Source organism: Marinovum sedimenti (assembly GCF_054052205.1).
The window spans coordinates 2,734,803-2,752,937 of the sequence record NZ_CM133223.1; the positions used below are offsets into that span (position 1 = coordinate 2,734,803).

The 18,135-nt window shown below is 61.5% G+C and carries 12 protein-coding genes and 1 tRNA gene; 5 read left to right on the forward strand and 8 right to left on the reverse strand.

Annotation, left to right across the window (positions count from 1 at the left end; all coding sequences use genetic code 11):
- Positions 1 to 77: 77 nt before the first annotated feature.
- Positions 78 to 5,672 (forward strand): DUF11 domain-containing protein, encoded by a 5,595-nt coding sequence (locus ACW9UO_RS13155; protein WP_457086249.1) that lies wholly within the window; start codon positions 78 to 80, stop codon positions 5,670 to 5,672.
- A 94-nt stretch (positions 5,673 to 5,766) separates the two neighbouring features.
- Here ACW9UO_RS13155 and ACW9UO_RS13160 read toward each other — a convergent pair whose 3' ends face one another.
- The 3 genes from ACW9UO_RS13160 to ACW9UO_RS13170 form a co-directional block, all read right to left on the reverse strand.
- Positions 5,767 to 6,048, reverse strand: a complete 282-nt coding sequence (locus tag ACW9UO_RS13160; protein WP_457086250.1) for a transposase — start codon at positions 6,046 to 6,048, stop codon at positions 5,767 to 5,769.
- Between the two features lie 112 nt (positions 6,049 to 6,160).
- A tRNA-Arg gene (locus tag ACW9UO_RS13165) sits at positions 6,161 to 6,237 on the reverse strand.
- A gap of 55 nt (positions 6,238 to 6,292) precedes the next feature.
- Positions 6,293 to 7,957: a tryptophan halogenase family protein gene (locus ACW9UO_RS13170; protein ID WP_457086251.1), complete on the reverse strand. Its 1,665-nt coding sequence runs from the start codon at positions 7,955 to 7,957 to the stop codon at positions 6,293 to 6,295.
- Between the two features lie 197 nt (positions 7,958 to 8,154).
- On the opposite strand from ACW9UO_RS13170, the gene ACW9UO_RS13175 reads away from it, so the two are divergent.
- Positions 8,155 to 9,180: a LacI family DNA-binding transcriptional regulator gene (locus ACW9UO_RS13175; RefSeq protein WP_457086252.1), complete on the forward strand. Its 1,026-nt coding sequence runs from the start codon at positions 8,155 to 8,157 to the stop codon at positions 9,178 to 9,180.
- Between the two features lie 9 nt (positions 9,181 to 9,189).
- A complete protein-coding gene (locus ACW9UO_RS13180) occupies positions 9,190 to 10,431 on the forward strand; it encodes a winged helix-turn-helix domain-containing protein (RefSeq protein WP_457086253.1) in 1,242 nt (413 codons plus the stop codon).
- Positions 10,432 to 10,528: 97 nt separating this feature from the next.
- Here the strand turns inward: ACW9UO_RS13180 and ACW9UO_RS13185 are convergent, their stop codons facing one another.
- Entirely contained in the window at positions 10,529 to 10,780 is a 252-nt protein-coding gene (locus ACW9UO_RS13185; RefSeq protein WP_457086254.1) for a hypothetical protein, read from the reverse strand.
- A gap of 202 nt (positions 10,781 to 10,982) precedes the next feature.
- On the opposite strand from ACW9UO_RS13185, the gene ACW9UO_RS13190 reads away from it, so the two are divergent.
- Both ACW9UO_RS13190 and ACW9UO_RS13195 read left to right on the forward strand, forming a co-directional pair.
- On the forward strand, positions 10,983 to 12,929 hold the full coding sequence (locus tag ACW9UO_RS13190) for a cytochrome c3 family protein (RefSeq protein WP_457086255.1): 1,947 nt from the start codon (positions 10,983 to 10,985) through the stop codon (positions 12,927 to 12,929).
- Between the two features lie 139 nt (positions 12,930 to 13,068).
- The gene (locus tag ACW9UO_RS13195; RefSeq protein WP_457086256.1) at positions 13,069 to 13,275 is read left to right on the forward strand and encodes a DUF1127 domain-containing protein; all 207 of its coding nucleotides are present in this window, start codon (positions 13,069 to 13,071) and stop codon (positions 13,273 to 13,275) included.
- 7 nt (positions 13,276 to 13,282) lie between these two features.
- Here the strand turns inward: ACW9UO_RS13195 and ACW9UO_RS13200 are convergent, their stop codons facing one another.
- The 4 genes from ACW9UO_RS13200 to leuS all read right to left on the reverse strand — a co-directional run bounded on the left by ACW9UO_RS13200 (position 13,283) and on the right by leuS (position 18,047).
- Positions 13,283 to 13,882 carry a glutathione S-transferase family protein gene (locus ACW9UO_RS13200; RefSeq protein ID WP_457086257.1) on the reverse strand — a complete coding sequence of 200 codons (600 nt, stop codon included), beginning with the start codon at positions 13,880 to 13,882 and terminating at the stop codon, positions 13,283 to 13,285.
- Positions 13,883 to 13,960: 78 nt separating this feature from the next.
- Positions 13,961 to 14,986, reverse strand: coding sequence for a DNA polymerase III subunit delta (holA, locus tag ACW9UO_RS13205; RefSeq protein WP_457086258.1), 1,026 nt, complete (start codon positions 14,984 to 14,986; stop codon positions 13,961 to 13,963).
- Positions 14,987 to 14,992: 6 nt separating this feature from the next.
- Entirely contained in the window at positions 14,993 to 15,487 is a 495-nt protein-coding gene (gene lptE, locus ACW9UO_RS13210; protein WP_457086259.1) for an LPS assembly lipoprotein LptE, read from the reverse strand.
- Complete coding sequence (leuS, locus tag ACW9UO_RS13215; protein WP_457086260.1) at positions 15,474 to 18,047, reverse strand: leucine--tRNA ligase; 2,574 nt, start codon at positions 18,045 to 18,047, stop codon at positions 15,474 to 15,476. The genes lptE and leuS overlap by 14 nt, the downstream gene beginning before the upstream one ends.
- Between the last annotated feature and the right edge of the window lie 88 nt (positions 18,048 to 18,135).

The window sequence follows — 18,135 nt, forward strand, 5'->3', positions numbered from 1 at the left end:
GTGATGTTGTTGAGATTTTTTCGAGTTTTCCTGTTATCGCGGACGGCACCCTTGATGGTCCGGGGGGCTATGCAACAATGTACGTCCCCGCCGGAACCGAGGTGGTTGGGGCCTTCATAACGGACGCAGCGGGTAATCCCTTGCCCGCGCGTCCGGCACAGGCCACCACCGGAAGTGGCGTTGCCAAAGGCTGGGGCCCCAAAGGGCAGCAAGCCTTTGATGTGACTGCATTTGGGTGGCAACCGTCTGAAACGACGGCCTGTTCGCTCGCCGGGTATACCTCTGATGATTGCAACTCTGGTCTTGCCTATATCTATGGCGATACCGGGATTTTTTATTCCACGCGGTCCGACACGGCGCTTTTTGCCGACGGTTCGGATATTGCGACTTTGGAAAACGGCTATCTGGTCGATCCGACCAACGGCACCCCCTGGACAACCGTAGGCGGCACTGGCACCGCGCGCGTACACAACAAGTGGGATGCGGTTCAGATCAACGCCTTTGGGTCAGGCGGCAGCATCTTTGACAACGGGTTTTCGACCAGTGAGCAGACCACCATCACCGGCGGTCGCGGCGCAACGCCGTTCCGCTCTGGCAGCCCGGTCGCAGGGCCGGAAAGCGGCATGGATTGGGACAGGTACGGAACCACCGGACCGTGGAATCGCATTCAGTACGCGGGGTCCTGCAAGGCAGACGATCCGGCGATTCCCGGACAGGAAGGCCCGGCCAATGGCGATGGATCGGTTTTCCCCGAAACCACTGATCCCGGCGTGAACTCGGTTGAGGTCTGTTCTGATGCTTCGGCCTCTGGCGTCGATTTGAACACAACGGACGTAACATCCTTGCCCGCGGGCACCAATGCGGTGCGTTTCGCCTTTGGCGGGATTGCTGAGAACGAGATTTACTATGCCTCGCTGCGTCTGCGAATCACAGATCCCGACGCGCTTGGCCCGATCAATGCCGAGGGCCACGGCGGCGACAGCGCCCAAGGCGCATCAGCAGGCAACGATAACCCCTGGCGCTACTGGGTCGCGGGGTCGTCGACCTATGCGGTGCCCGGCCCGGACGATATCGTTGTGGGCATCTCGATTGTCGAGGTGAACGGCGCGGCCTATCCCGGTGGCGATATCCCGCCCGCGGCCACCGTTCGCTATCGCGTGACCTATGCCAACACATCGCTGTCGCCTTTGACGGACGCGCTGTTGCAGGTAACATTGCCGACGCAGACCACCGCCACCAGCAATTTCGAGGTGATCGCAGGCGACGATATTCGCCCCGCCAGCAACCCGGCGGGCGGCACGTTCAGCTTTGCCAACATGCCGGTGCTAAAGGGCTTCGGCAACGGCATCGTCGAATTCGACGTCACCACCAATGCGGCCGGGGGCGCGGTTGTGCAGGCCGATACCCAGATCGCCGCCAATGAATCCGGGCCGTCCAACGATACTGTAAGCGTGAATGTCACGCCGGCCCCCGTAGGCGTGCTGCCCACATGTAACGGCTCGTTCTTTTCGCTGGTGGATTGGGCCACCGAAGCCCCCGCTCTTGTCGGTCAAAACGTGGCGTTCTCGCGGTATGGCGTGTCCGGTTCCGTTGTGGCCAGCGATCTGTCCCAGGCCTTCCGCCCGGCGGCCGTGTCGACCATCAGCACGCTTTACCCCGGCACCGGCGGCAACCCGATGCTGGATGCGCAGTATGTCGAAGTACGCGTGACACTTAGCCAGAAAATGAACGGCGTCTATTTCTATGTCGCCGATCTCAATCAGGATGAATCGATCACCGTTTACGGCGAATTGGTTGGCCAGCGCATCAGCCCGGCCATGACCACCGCGGTCGGCAGTTTGGGGATGACCTTGGTCGCCAACAATGACGGCAGTGTCACCGGTGAACGCTCCGGCCCACTGGGCACAGGCGCAAGCCGTGCTCTTACCGTCGGCTTCAGCCAGCCCATCGATACCTTGGTAATTCGGCATACACCGCTGGTGTTTATCGGGCCCGGCCTGTCGGGGGCGGACGGAATGCACCTCAGCGATATCCAGAGCTGCGCCGACTTTACCGACGCGCCCAGCATCCTTGGCGACGCATTCCACAACTTCATCGACGGCGACAAATACGTGATCGGTCCGGTCATTTCCGGGGATACGGCACCGGGCGACGCGGCAAATGCCGACAGTGACGATGACGATGGCGTTAGCTTCCTGCCAATGACCCAAGGCATTCTGACCACCATCACAACCGAGGTCTCGGGCAATGACGGCCTGTTGCAGGCTTGGGTGGATTGGAACGGGAATGACGTGTTTGAAACCGGCACCGCCGAACATATCGGGCTTGATGTCGCGGACGACGGCACCGGGTTTGACGATGTTGCGGGCGATGGCCTCATTCAGATTGACGTTGTCGTGCCCGGCGATGCCGTGCTCGATCAGACCTATGCGCGCTTTCGCTGGTCCACCACTCCCGCGCTTAGCGTGACCGCCCCGGCCAACGACGGTGAGGTCGAGGACTATGCTGTTGTGGTTGCGGCGGCTCCGGTTGTTGACCGTGGCGATGCGCCCGAAAGCTATGGCGACCCACAGCACATCATCGCCGAAGTGGGCGGCGTGGCCGGTACGTTTCTTGGCCCGATACAACCGGATCCTGATGCCGCTTCGCAATACAGCGCCAATGCCACCGGCGATGACCTTGACGGCAACGACGACGAAGACGGCGTGGTCATGCCGCAGCTGTTCCAGGGTGGTACGGCGGAAGTATCTGTTATTGTGAACGAAATCACCGGACGGGTTGGCGGCTATACCGGCGCAATCGCCTATCTTCAGGCCTGGGTCGATTTTGACGGCAACGGCACATTCGATCCCACTGACATGATTGCGTCGAACCTGCGTGACGGCGAGGCAGGCGATAAAGACGGGCTCCAGAACGGCACGATTGTGTTTGACGTTGCCGTTCCAGCGAACGCCACGCTTTTCCCGACCTTCGCGCGGTTTCGGTGGTCAACCACTGCGGGCGTGGTTCCCTTGGCGCTCGATGGCGAAGTCGAGGATTATCAGGTTACCGTTTCGGGCGATGCTCCGCCGGTGATCTGCGACGCCGGGCTGTATCAAATTGCCACCACAGATTCGACGCTCAAGAAGCTGGTCTTTTCCGCCGGTGTTACGGGCTACACGCTGAACCTTCAGGATCTGGGGACGGCGGGGGAAAACCTCAACGGTGGCTGGGGTTACAGCGAAGTTGACGGCTATTTGTATGCAGTCAAAAACAAAAAACAGGAGCTGTGGCGCGTTGATGGCGGCGGCAACTTTACCCAGATGCCCGATCCGCCGAACTCGGTCGAAAACGGGTCCAACGCCGGTGATATCATGCCCAACGGTGTGATGATTTACAAAAAGGACGGAAACGAATTCCAACTCCTCGATATCTCGAACCCCAACGCTTCGGTCGACAATGGCCTGTTACAATTGGATGCCAGCGTCAACGTGGCCGACTTCGCGTTCAACGCCTTAGATGGAAATATCTATGGTCTTGACGGCAACACCAGCCAAGCATTCCGCGTGTCCGCGAACGGCGGCAATGCCAGCGTCGGCAGCGAAGCGGTCGAATTTTTCGGACCGGCAATTCACACCGGCACCTTCGGCGCGATCTGGTTTGACGATACCGGACGGATGTACGCGTATGACAACGATACAAATGAGGTCTTTCTGGTCGATACAGTAACGGGTCTTCGCCAATTGCTTGCCGTCAGTCAGGACGAAGAAGGCGGTACAAACGATGGCGCATCATGCCGAGGCCCGTCGGCCATCCCTTATGGCAGCCTGTCTGGCAATATCTATATCGACCAGGATGGCTCGGATGCTAAAGACGGGGTCGAGGTCAACCTTGGCGGCGGCGTTGCGATTGATGTCTACGATGATGGTGCCACACCCAATGACCTGAGCGACGATACATTCCTGAAAAGCGTGAATACGCTGGCCGACGGCACATATTCGGTTGGCGATCTTTCTCCCGGCACGACCTACCGTGTTGAAGTCGATGTAAACGACACCGATCTGCCGGCTGGTTCGCAGATCGGCACGTCGAACCCGATCGTTGGCGTCGTCGTGACACCATACAGTGACACGCCCAACAATAACTTCGGCTTTGACCCGCAGGAAAGCGACCTGTCGATCACTAAGGTGGCTTATAACAATGGCGGCAACACGGTCATCACCCAGGCTGCACCCGGGGATTTGATCGACTTCGTGGTTTCAATCAACAATGCCGGGCCGGGCTCGCCCTCTGGCGTCACAGTGATCGAAAAGCTGCCCTCCGGCTTCCAGTACGTCAGTGACAATGCGCCAGCGACTGGCGACTACTATGATCCGGCCTCCGGCGTCTGGTTCGTCAACGAGATCCTGCCCGGCGCGGTCGAAGAGCTGCGTATAACTGTGCGGGTGCTCTCAACCGGCAACCATGTCAACTCTGTCGAGATTATCGAAAGCTCGCTGCCCGACACCGACAGTGACGTCAATGTCGGCGCCGCGGTAGACGATTTGAACGATGGCTTGGCGGATGACGATGAAGACAGCTACGCCATCTCTTTGTACGCAGGCGAGCGACTCTTGTCGGGGCGGGTGTTCATTGACAATGGTACGGGCGGCGGCACCGCACATGATGGCCTGTTCAACGGCACAGAGGTCGGCGCGCCCATTGCGCAACTGCTCATCACCGACGGAACCGGCGGGGTTGTCGCGTCACCGCTGGTCGATGACGATGGCACCTGGAGCTATGCTCTGGACGCTTCTTTCAACGGTCCAATCACGCTAAGCGTAGCAGGCACGGCCAGCCACGTGCCGATCTCTGAGCGGAAATCCGGACTGCCTGCCCTGGTCGATCCCGATCCGCGCGACGGCAGCTATACCTTCACACCGGACGCTGAGACGGATTATGCCGGACTGGATTTCGGTCTCGCGGCCGAGCCACGGTTCACCCAAGATCAAACGGTGGCTGTCGAAGCCGGGCAAATCGCGCTGTTGAAGCACGAATACGTGGCAACAACGAGCGGTACGGTCTTATTTTCCTATACCCAAGTGAACATGACCCCCGATGGCGCATACAGCGCTGCGATCTATACCGACGCGGATTGCAATGGCGAACCAGAGACGGCCTTGAACACTTCTGTTACAGTGGTCGCAGGTGAACGCGTCTGCATCGTCTCGCGGGTGATGGCCAGCGGCGGGGTTGGTCCAGGTGCCAACCTGACGTACGACATTCTCGCAACGACCACCTTTGCATCCACCACAGTTACGCATGTTGTTGACAATACCGACCGCGTAGAAACGGGCAGCCGATTGGGACAATTGAAACTGTCCAAATCGGTTCGCAACGAAACTCAAGGCACGCCCGAAGGCACCGCAAACGCGGGCACCGCCGGGGACGTGCTCGAATACCGGATCCGGTTGGAAAATTTGAGCAACGCTGCGGCGCTTGACGTGATAATCTATGACCGAACGCCGGCCTACACCAGTTTGGCTGAGCCAGTGCCGACCCCGGTCGCCGTTGGCGGCGCGCTGAGCTGTGCTCTCGCTGCACCAGCAGTAAACGTGGCAGGATACTCTGGCCCCCTCAGATGGGAATGTTCAGGAGATTACCCGCCAGCTTCGGATGGATCGGTAACATTCAAAGTCCGCATCGATCCATGATCAAAGAGGTGAGCCGCTCGCGTGAGATCCGCCTAGAAACTGTCTCTTCCATTCGGCTGGCACCATCCATATCAGACGCGCCTTGCATAAAACGTTAGCGACTGTGACAAGCTTTCTCGTGACGGCGGTGATGACGACCTTGTGTGGTTTTCCAGCGGCGCGAAGCCGGTCGGCGAATGTCTTTTAGGACTGCATTGTGACGGCTGCCGACGAGAGCGGCTTGGAACATCACATGCCGTGGCAATCGTCGGCCACCGCCATCTGCGCGCTTGCCGCGTATCGCGCCGCTGTCATGTGCAATTGGCGCAAGGCCTGCGAGCGCAGCCACTTGCCCGCCCGTGATCTGGCCGAGCTCCGGCATTTCAGCGATCAGCATCGTGCCGGCAACCGGGCCGACGCCAAGAACGGAAAGAAAATTGCCATCAGTCGTGGCAAGGCTCTCATCTGCGGCGATGACCTTTTCGTTCTGTGCCTCAAGTCCTGCAATCTGGTGACCCCGATTGGATTCGAACCAATAACCTGCCCCTTAGGAGGGGGCTGCTCTATCCAGTTGAGCCACGGGGCCGTCCGTGGGTGACATAACCGCTGGCGCGGAGGTTGTCAGCCTCAATCAAGCGCGCTCAGAAAAGTCCGGGCGCGTCTGTGTCCAGGGGGTCGGCGCTCACACCCTGTTTGATGCGCATGCCCGCTCGGGCACCCGCCTTCATCGGTGCGCCAAGTCCTGGCAATGGCCCACCCCGCGCCCCAGCAGGCTCAAGCTCGCCGCGGATGGCCATCAGGCCCAGCCGGTGGTCAGAGCAGGCGTTGAGGATACCCTGCCGCCGGGTGTCATACTCCTTCAACTGCTTGACCCAAGCCTCGCGGTTCATCGCGGCACGGCGATGCACACTGCCGTCGCCAAAGCCGGTCTCGTACACCCGTTTGCCCATCAAAACCGCCTGATAGGTCGGATGATCAAACAGATGCCCCGTCGCCAGATCAAGCGGGCCGGGGGGCTGCATTTTCCACAGCTCAAGGTTCTCGGCCAGGCTGTCAGGCACCGCCAGATCTTCGCGCGCCGCGATCCAGTAAGGGTCATCCGTCCGGTTGCCCAAAGCGTAGTGCAGGCAAATGAAATCAAGCACTTCGCTGTAAAGCGCTTCCATCGCCTCGTTGTAGCGCTTGCGCTTGGCCTCGGCGAAATCGGTGTCGGGAAAGTACAGCAGCAGGCGCTGAATGGCGAGGTCGATCATGTGGATCGCGGTGCTCTCCAACGGCTCGATAAAACCAGAGGACAGGCCGATGGCGACGCAGTTTTTTTCCCAGAAAGTCTGCGACCGGCCCACCCGCATCGGGATGATACGCGGCTCTGCCCCCTTGGGCGCGTCGCTGCCCAGATGCGCCATAAACTCGTCACGCGCCTCTTCGTCGGTGCGGTGCGCCGAGGAAAACACATAGCCGGTGCCGATCCGGTGAAACAGCGGCACCCGCCAGACCCAGCCAGCGCCAAGCGCGGTGGACGAGGTGCAAGAGGTGATCTTGGTTGGATCAGGGTGGGGGATTTGCAGCGCCATCGCGCGGTTGTTGCCCAGGTATTTCGAATAATCGATAAACGGCACCTTGAGCGCCTTATTGATGATCAGCCCCTTGAAGCCGGTGCAATCAATGACAAATTCCACCGGATGCAGCCCGCGCTCTTTCAGCTGGATGCCAGATACATTGCCCTTATCGTCAAGCGCCACATCCTCGACATCATCAAGGATATGCTCGATCCCGCGCTCGGTGCCGATCTCGGCCATCATCTTGGCAAAGGCCCCGGCATCAAGATGATAGGCAAAGCCGACACCGGGCACGTTCTTACCCACCTCGATCGACATCGGCCCCTTGTTCAGCCGTGCCAGATCAAGGCTGGGCGAAAAGGTCTGGGCAAAGGCGCGCCCGCCCGAACCGAACCTCTGGTGATACACACAGGCATCCACCCCGCCGAGGATCTGCGGCTTGCCGAAAGGGTTGATGTAATCCACCATCTTGCCGTCGGGGCCGACATTCCATTGCTTGAACATCACGCCAAGCTTGAAGGTCGTGTTGCAGCGTTTGAAAAACTCGCGGGTCGGGATCTTTAACATGCTGAGCGTCAGCGGCATCTGCGGCACCGTGGCCTCACCAACACCAACGGTGGGAATGTTGGGCGACTCGATCAATTGCACATGCAGCGATTTTTCCGACAGGGTGCGCAGCATCAGCGCGGTCAGCCAGCCCGCTGTGCCGCCGCCAACGATGGTCACTGTCTTGATCTGATCCGCCATTTGAAACCTCCCGCGCTTGTCCCTACGTCAACCTTAGAGCAATCCGACGCAAACGGGAACGGCACAGGGATTGGTACGGAAACAGCATAGGCCACAGGACGGGGCGCGATTTGCCTAAAGCAGCGCCGGACGTCAGCAACTTGTATAACCCTGCCAGATTGCTTTAGTCTGCGGATATATCAAACGGGATTATCCAAGTGACATCAGAGCATAACCGCCCGCTGACGCTGCGCGACGTGTCCGAAGCCTCGGGCGTGTCCGAAATGACGGTCAGCCGGGTGCTGCGCAACCGGGGCGACGTCAGCGCCGCCACCCGCGAAAAGGTTCTCGCTGCGGCCAAGGAGCTGGGCTATGTGCCCAACAAGATCGCAGGCGCATTGGCCAGCCAGCGGGTCAATCTTGTGGCGGTGATCATCCCGTCGCTGTCCAATATGGTGTTCCCCGAAGTGCTCAGCGCGATCAGCGCAGTGCTCGAAGAGACCGAGCTGCAGCCGGTTGTCGGCGTCACCGATTACATGCCCGAAAAAGAAGAACGAGTACTGTTCGAGATGCTGTCGTGGCGCCCCTCGGGGGTGATCATCGCCGGGCTTGAACGCTCGGACGCAAGCCGCGCCATGCTCAAGGCCTCGGGCATTCCGGTGATCGAGATCATGGACACAGACGGCACCCCGGTCGATGTGGCCGTGGGGATTTCGCACCGTCGCGCCGGGCGCCAGATGGCCAAGGCGATCCTCAAGCAGGGTTATGAAAACATCGGGTTCATGGGCACGAAAATGCCGCTGGATCATCGTGCCCGCAAGCGGTTCGAAGGCTTTACCGAAGAGCTCGGCCGCAACGGTATCGAGATTATGGATCAGGAATTCTATTCCGGTGGCTCGGCGTTGGCCAAGGGCCGCGAGATGACCAAAGCAATGCTGGATCGCAGCCCCGACCTCGATTTCCTGTATTATTCCAATGACATGATCGGGGCCGGTGGGCTTTTGTATCTGATGGAAGAGGGCATGGATATCCCCGCCCGCATCGGTCTTGCCGGGTTCAACGGCGTCGAGTTGCTGCAAGGTTTGCCGCGCCAGTTGGCCACGATGGATGCTTGCCGGCGCGACATAGGCACCAAGGCGGCGCAGGTGCTTGTCGAGCGGCTGGAAGGCAATGATCAGGACGGCCAGCGGGTGTTTGAGATGACCCCCAAGATCAGCTTCGGCGACACGCTCAAACGCTACTAGGCACCCCCGATGCCGGGCGCGCTTTCCCATCCGAACGGAGGTCGGCCCTCGGTGCTTGAAATCGACAACAAGACCGCGCGGCGGATTTTCCTCGACCGACATGCGCTGGCCGAACAGCCGGGCGGCGCGGCGCAGGGGGCGGCCCTGACCGATCTGATCACCCGGCTCGGCTTTGTGCAGATCGACTCGATCAACACCGTGGCGCGCGCGCATGACATGATCGCTTTTGCCCGCCGCCCGCGCTATCGCACTGGCAATCTCGGGCAGCTTATTGAGCGGGATCGCACGCTGTTCGAACACTGGACCCATGACGCCGCGATGATCCCGATGGCGTTTTACCCGGCCTGGGCGTTAAAGCGGCGGCGCGACGCAAACACTCTGAAACAGCGCTATAAAGATTGGCACCAGCAGGAATTTCAGCAGGAATTCGACCGGGTGTTAACCATGATCCGCGATAAGGGCCCAGTGTGTAGCAGCGACTTGGGGCCTGACACGCCGCGCAAATCCGGCGGTTGGTGGGATTGGCACCCGGCGAAAATCGCGCTGGAATACCTGTGGCGCAGCGGCACGCTGGAAATTTGTCACCGCGCCGGGTTTCGCAAATACTATGATTTGGCCGAACGTGTGGTGCCGGGCGCCCTGCGCACCGCCGACTGGAGCGAGGCTGAGACGATTGATTGGCTGATGCGCGGCGCGCTTGATCGGCTTGGCTTTGCCACCAGCCGTGAACTGGCGGCGTTCTGGGATATCGTGTCGCCGCAAGAGGCGCGCCACTGGTGCAAGGCGGCACTGGCGCGGCACGACCTTATCGAGGTTGCGGTGATCGGGGCCGATGGCACGCCGCGCACCCACTTTGCCCGGCCCGATATTGCCGAGGCACCGACCCCCGCGCCGCCCGGTCGGCTGCGTGTGCTCAGCCCGTTTGATCCGGCGCTGCGCGACCGCAATCGGGCCGAGCGTCTGTTCGGGTTCCACTACCGGATCGAGGTGTTCGTGCCCGAACCCAAGCGCATCTATGGCTATTACGTGTTCCCGCTGCTCGAGGGCGACAGCCTTGTTGGCCGCATCGATATGAAGGCCAATCGCAAGGCCGGCGTGCTTAACGTCACCGCGCTGTGGCCCGAGCAGGGCGTGCGCTTCGGCACCGGGCGGCAGGCGCGGCTGGAGGCCGAGCTAGAGCGGATTGCGCGACTCGCCGAGGTTGAACAGGTGGTTTTTGCCGACGGATGGCTTCGGGCCGCGAAGTCTTAAGTTGTCATTGGGCTGTTACTTTAGGCGGCTAAACGCAGGGGCGTTGATCAACGCTTTTTCTGGCGTGCCCCCGGTTCCGAGTGATTTCTAGAGCAATTTACACCACCAACGGATGGCCTTTTGGGCCATCCAATTTTCCGGCGCAAACCAAGGCGCTCTCGTTAGGGTTGTGTTTGACGTAAAGAGTCGAACCGCAGTTCAATCCGTCGGCGCAGTTATAAAGGTAGGGTTCCATATCAAAACAGCCCCGCATGGAGGCTGCTTTGATCTCGCCTGACCTGCGATGCAGGTCATCATTTTCTGGAACCCGGGGAGGATCAAGCGCCAGATCATGGGCGGGAGCGTTCATTTCGTGTACCGCTTAAGGTGTAGGATGCATGTCAAATTTCATTCTGTCAAGAACGTGCCGACCTCTGTGCTTTTTGGGGCACAGTCCCCGCGCTCTACCCCCGCTGCGCCACCCATTCCGACCGACCGCGCCATTTGACGCCATTGCCCGATGGCACGCCGCGCCGTAGCATTGCAGCGACATTGCGCGCGAAGGGGCCAACATGACCTTGCTGCATTCAATCCTCCGGGTCTTGGCGCCTCTCGCGCTGGCAAATCTGCTGGGCACCTCCGTCCCAGCCGAGCCCTTGCCCGAGGCGCTGCAAAACGTGCTGAGCGAGTTCGACGTGCCCGTGACCCAAGGTGCGGCGCCGAATTACGTGCCCGATGCCGTCTGCGGCACTTGCCATGCCGACAAGGCCGAAAGCTTTGCCGAGGTCGGTATGGGCAAAAGCTTTTACCGCCCGTCGCCCAACACCGTGATCGAAGATTTCACCCTGCCGCCCTTTGTGCACGCCCCATCCGGGCGGACCTATCGGATTGAGATGCGCGGCGAGCACTACTGGTTTCGCCGGTGGCGGCGGTCGCCCGAGGGGGCCGAAGTGGATGTCTTCGAGCGGCGGATCGACTGGATCATGGGGTCGGGGCACCACTCGCGCGTCTATCTGTACCAAACCCTGAACGGAACGCTCTTTCAATTGCCGCTGGCGTGGTACGCGCAAGAGGGCAAATGGGCGATGGCGCCGGGGTATGAATTTGCCGATCACCTAGGCATCCAGCGTCAGGTGCCGCAGCGCTGCATGGGCTGTCACAACGGACTGCCGGATGTGCCCGAGGGCAGCGATCTGGCCGGGCATCCCAACTTCTTTCCCACCGATCTGCCCGAGGGCATCGGCTGTCAGCGCTGTCATGGCCCCGGTGCGCGCCATGTGGCCACGGCCTTTGGCGGCGCGGCCGAGCCTGAGGCCATTCGCGCCGAAATCGTCAATCCCGCCAAACTGCCCCCCGACCAGACTTATGCGATCTGCTACGGCTGCCACCTGCAACCCTCGGTCGCGGTCAATTCCGATGTGCGCTTTGGGCGCGGCCAGTATTCGTTTCGCCCCGGTCAGGCGCTGACGGATTTCCTCGTGCATCTCGATATCGAGGACGGCAACCAAACCAAATCCGAGCGGTTTGACATCAATCACCACCCCTACCGGCTTGAGCAAAGCCAGTGTTTCATCGAGAGCGAAGGCGCGCTGGGTTGCCTGTCCTGCCACGACCCGCATGTGAAACGCAAACCGCAAGAGCGGGCGGCGCATTACCGGGCCGCCTGTCTAACCTGTCATGACACCGATACGGCGGGGCAGGTGGTGGCGTTCACCCCCGGTCTGACCCACCCCGAGATCGCCGAAACCGACGATTGCACCGCCTGCCACATGCCCCCGCGCCGCACGCAGGACGTGATCGAAGTCTGGATGACCGATCACAACATCAGCCGCGCCCCCGCCGAGGGGCTGCTGCGCCCGATCCCCAAGATCATACCCGACGTCCGCGCCGTTCGCCTGCATGCGCCGGGCACCATCCCCGCCGATGAGTCGCTGATGCAGAAAACGCGCGCGGTGCTTGAGCTGACCGGGCATGGCTCGGACGAGGCCGAGGCGGCGCTGGAACAGGCGCTTGCGGAGTATGACGGCCCGGCGGTCGAGCCGTGGCTGGCGCTGGCCGAGGCAAAGCTGGCGGGCCACGATACGCTGGGCGTGATCATCGCGGCGAAAAAGGTGCTGGCCCTCGCGCCCGACAACCCCTCGGGGCGGTCCCTGCTGGCGTCGGCGTACATTCGCGGCGGCGCCTTGGACAAAGCCGAGGCGCTGCTGGGGGATCTGTTGCGCGACCACCCCGGATTGGCCAACGATTGGTTCAACCTCGCGCTGGTGTATCTGCGCCAAGGGCAGGAGACGCAGGCCATTGCCGCCGCCCGCGAAGCACTGGCGCAGCAGGACACCCATTGGCGCGCGCAACGCCTGATCGCGCGGATCGAGGCCGGGCGCGGCAACCAGGCCGCCGCAATCGAGAGCTATCTCGCCGCCCTCGCGCTTGAGCCGCGCGCAGACGATGTGCGCGCGCCGCTGGTCAAGCTTTTGACCGGCGAGGGCCGTCTAGACGAGGCCGACAGATACGCCGAGTGACCAAGCCACCCGCCAAAACTGCTATGCGCCTGTTGCAATACGGGGTTTCCGCGATGGGCCTAGTAGAAAATGCTGCAGGTGCATAATCTATATCCAACACACGGCCTTCTCCCCCGGGCCACTGAAAAGGATAAAGACCATGGCACAAGTCACAACCAACCTGCACATCGAACGCCCCAGCATCTGGGAGCGTATCGGCAACTTCCTCGTCTCGATTGCCGAAAACGATCACCGGATCAAGAAAGTTGATTTCCTCAACGGTCTGTCCGACGCCGAGCTGACAAAACGCGGCATCCGTCGTGAAGACATCGTGCGCCACGTCTTTGCCGACTCGATGGGCATCTAAGACGGCCTCAGCCGTCAGTCTTACCCAATGCACGGGCGCGTCCGAAAGCCGGACGCGCCCGCATGTTTGACAGATACCGCGCCAAGCCGGGCTCAGGCTCTGGAAACTTGGCGGAAATGGCCCAGTTACAGCAATGGGTCAGCACGATATCGGGTATCGTCATCATCTCTCCCATCACAAACGGCCCTTCGATCCGCGCCGAGAGTGCCTTGATATTGCGCGCATATTCAAGCTTTAGGCTGTCTTTGACCGCAGGCACACGCTCGCCCTCGGGCAGCACAAAGGAATGGCGCGCCGCCGTCCACAGCACCGCGTCCAACTCATCAAGCACCGCACAGGTGACCCCGTCTTGCCGGGCGCGATCAAGGGTGCCGGCGGGATAGGTCAGGGCCTGATGCTTGTCGGCCAGATAGGTCAGAATCGCTGTCGAATCGCTCAGCGCTTGCCCTTCGTCAATCAGCACCGGGATCTTGCCGCGCGGATCATGCGCCGTCACCTCGCCCGAATGTGGGCGCGCGGGCACATGTTCATACGACGCGCCCAGTTCTTCGAGCATCCAAAGCACGCGGAACGCGCGGCTCGCGACGCCGCCGATGACAGTGTACATGACAGTTCTCCCCCAAACGCTCGCGCAGGTTAGGGCGATGTCGGACCCCACCGCAACCACGATTGCGGCCAAAAGTGCCTAGCGGGTGGCCCCAAGCATCGCCAAACGGATCAGCATCCGCTCGACCAGCGCCATCGCCGGGGCGTTCTGGCCCGCCGAGCGCAATTGCAGATCGGTGTCCGTCAACAGCGAGATCGCCTGATCCAGCTTGTGCGGCCCCCAGGCCTGGGCCTGCCGGGTCATCCGGTCGCGGCGCGGCCCAAAGATCGGCGGACGCATCGCACCAATGCCGCGCGCGGCCCCGTCGGGGTGGCTCGAGGCGGCATGCAGGGCGCGGAAATGGCGCATCGCGGCAATCACCAGCCCCACCGGTTGCGTGCCCTGCGCCGAGAGCCGCGTCAGCATCGGGCCGATTTCGCGGGTCTTGGCCTCGGCCACAATGTTCAGCACGTCGTCCAGCTCCGCCTCGGTCGACACGGGTGCCACGGCGGCCACATCCTCGGGCGTGACCGGCGTGGTGTCGCCGTGTTTGTACAGCGCCAGCTTCTCAAGCGTCTGGCGGAAATCGCCGGGATCAAGCGCGCGGCTCAGGGTGGTGATGTCCTCCATCGCGTCGCCGCCAATGCGGACGCCCGCGCGGCTCAGCTCGGCTTCGATCTCGGCGCGCGAGGGCGGATCATCATAGATTCCAACGGCATAAGCGTTAGAGTGCCCCTCAAACGCCTTGCGGATCTTAGAGGTGGCCTTGAGCTGGCCGGCGGTCACGACGATCTGCGCATCGCCCTCGGCCCAATCCTCAAGCGCGGCAAGGATGGCGGGGGCGGCGGTGTCGGTCGCCTCGTCCACAAAGGCCACGCGCGGGCCGGGGAAAAACCCGATCGCCTTGACCGCATCCGACAACAGGCTCGGCTCTTTGCGCAGGTCACTGCCGGGAATACGGCTCAGCCGCATCTCGGATTCACCTTCGGGGCCAACCAACGCGGCAATCACCTGCTGCCGTTTCAGGGCAACGCGCATGCCGTCGGGGCCATAGATCAACAGCCCGGTGCGGCGCGGGTCAGGTTTGGCGAAATAGCCGGTGGCTTCGCGGGGGGACAGTTTCATGCGCGCTCAGAAATCGGGCGCGGCCAGAACCAAGCGGTCAATCACCTGATCGGCCAGCATGATCATCAGCCGGTCTTCGGCGTCGCGCTGCGCGGCAAGGGTGGCGACCGTTGACCCCGAGGCGGAATAGCCGGTAAAATTGCGCACGATCCCGGTATAAACCGCCGTCGCATCACCGGGGCGGCGCAGGGTGAACTCTGTCTGCCCAAGGATGCGATACCGCGTCAGTTTGCCGTCCGAGGTGGTGCCAAAGCTGTCTTGCGAGGTGTCGATCGACAGCGCCAGCGTATAGGGCGCAGCGGTGCCCCCCGCGCCAAGCCGTTCCTCGATCCGGCGGGTGACAACATAGGCCTCGTGGTCGCCGGGTTCGTCGATATGGATCGCGTTTTGCAACTGCGACGCGCTGCCACCGGTGCCATAAGCGGGCGCAAAACCGCAGCCCGCCAAAACCACCAGCGCCACTGCGCCGCCAAGGGTTTTGCGGCGATCAGACAACCACATTCACGATCCGTCCGGGCACAACGATCACCTTCTTGGGCGCGCTGCCATCCAGCGCCTTGACCACAGCTTCGTGGGAGAGGGCGATCTTTTCAACCTCTTCTTTCGACATATCGGTCGGGACGCTGATTTCCGCCCGCCGCTTGCCGTTGATCTGGATCGGCAGGGTGACGGCATTCTCGACCATCATCGCCTCGTCGGCCACCGGCCAAACCGCGTCAATCACCAGCCCGTCGCCGCCCATCATCGTCCAGATTTCCTCGGACAGGTGCGGCGTCATCGGTGACATCAGCTGTGCCAGCACGCGGGTCGCTTCGCGGGTGGCTTCGGCCCCGGCCTTGGCTTTGGCAAGGGTGTTGGTAAAGGCATACAGCCGCGCGATGGCGGCGTTGAAGCCAAAGCTTTCGATGCCCAGCGTCACGTCGCGGATCGCCTTGTGCATCTCTTTCAGCAGGTCTTCATCACCCGCTTGCGGGCCAGCGTCCGAGGCCGCGGCCTCCGTCGCGATGCGGTGCACGCGCGACAGGTGGCGCGCGGCGGCTTCGGCCCCCGAGGCGGTCCATTCCACGTCCCGTTCGGGGGGCGAGTCGGACAGCACAAACCAGCGGGCGGTGTCGGCCCCAAAGGACGAGATGATCGCGAGCGGATCAACCACGTTGTTCTTGGATTTCGACATCTTGGCCGAGGGGATCACGGTCACGGCCTCGCCGGAGGCCTTGACCACAGTGCTGCCGTCCCGTTCCTCGACATCCGCCGGATAGTGATAGACCGGACGGCCGGTATCGGCATTCTCGGTCTGGTAAATCGCGTGCGTCACCATGCCTTGGGTGAACAGCGCATCAAACGGTTCGCGCGCGCTTTCCGGCAAGTGGCCGGTGATCTGCATCGCACGGGCGAAAAAGCGCGAATAGAGCAAGTGCAAGATCGCGTGCTCGACACCGCCGATATACTGATCGACGTTCATCCAGTATTTCGCGGCGTCGAGATCGGTGGGCGTCTCGGCGTGCGGCGCGGTGAACCGGGTGAAATACCACGAGCTGTCAACGAAGGTGTCCATCGTATCAGTCTCGCGCAGCGCGTCCTTGCCACAGGCGGGGCAGGCGCAGTTGCGCCAGGTCGGGTGCCGGTCAAGCGGGTTGCCGGGGGTGTCAAAGTTGACATCATAGGGCAGTTCGATCGGCAGGTTCTCTTTCTTCTCGGGCACCACGCCACAGGCGTCACAATGCACCACCGGGATCGGACAGCCCCAATAGCGCTGCCGCGACAGGCCCCAATCGCGCAGGCGGAACTTGGTCACGCCTTGGCCCACACCATTGGCCTCACAAAAGGCGATGGCGGAGTCGATGCCTTGCTCGCCGGTCTGCTCGGTCTCGCCGGCAAAGCCGCGCACATAGATCACCTTTTCCGACTTCAGCGGCACATAAGCCTCGCCGCCGTCTTCGGGTAGGGTGCGGCCTTCGTCTTCGGCCGAGGCAAAGGTCGAGGTGACAGGCAGCTCATATTTGCGGGCGAATTCAAGATCGCGGGCGTCATGCGCCGGGCAGCCGAAAATCGCGCCGGTGCCGTAATCCATCAAGATGAAGTTGGCGATATAGACCGGCAATTCCCAAGCGGTGTCAAACGGATGGCGCACGCGCAATCCGGTGTCAAAGCCCTTCTTCTCGGCCTTTTCAAGCGCCTCTTCGGTGGTGCCTGTCTTGCGGCAATCCGCACAGAAAGCCGCAAGCTCGGGGTTGTCCTTCTCAAGCTGTTTGGCCAGCGGGTGATCCGGCGAAATGCCAAGGAACGAAGCGCCGAGCAGCGTATCGGGGCGGGTGGTATACACTTCAACCCGGTCAAACCCTTCGGGGGCATCGACCAGACCAAAGGCAAATTGCAAACCGCGCGACTTGCCGATCCAGTTCTGCTGCATCAGCTTGACCTTGGCAGGCCAGTCGTCGAGCCCATCAATGGCATCGAGCAGATCTTCGGCCATGTCGGAAATGCGGAAGAACCACTGCGTCAGCTCGCGCCGCTCAACCTCGGCACCCGAGCGCCAGCCCTTACCATCCTCGACCTGTTCATTGGCCAGAACGGTCATATCCACCGGATCCCAGTTCACCACCGCGTTCTTGCGATAGACCAGACCCTCTTCGAGGAAGTCTAGGAACAGCGATTGCTGCTGGCCGTAATACTCGGGATCACAGGTGGCAAACATCCGCGACCAATCGAGCGAGAGGCCCAGCGGCTTCATCTGTTCGACCATCGTGTCGATGTTGGAATAGGTCCAGTCCTTGGGGTGGCCACCGCTCGCCATCGCGGCATTTTCGGCGGGCATGCCAAAGGCATCAAAGCCCATCGGATGCAGCACGTTATGCCCGGTCGACATCTTGTACCGCGCGATCACGTCGCCCATCGTGTAGTTGCGCACATGGCCCATGTGCAGCTTGCCTGACGGATAGGGGAACATCTCAAGCACATAGTACTTCGGTTTGCCGCCCTCCATTGTGGCGGTGAAAGACTGGGCCGTGTTCCAGGCCTCTTGCCATTTTGCCTCGATCGAGGCGGCATCGTAGCGCGACATCAACGTATTCCCTTGGGCGGCCTGTGGTCCTTGCGGGTGATATTGCGTGACGGGGCCAGCGTCCAGTGTGCTGGCCAAGAAACCGGGC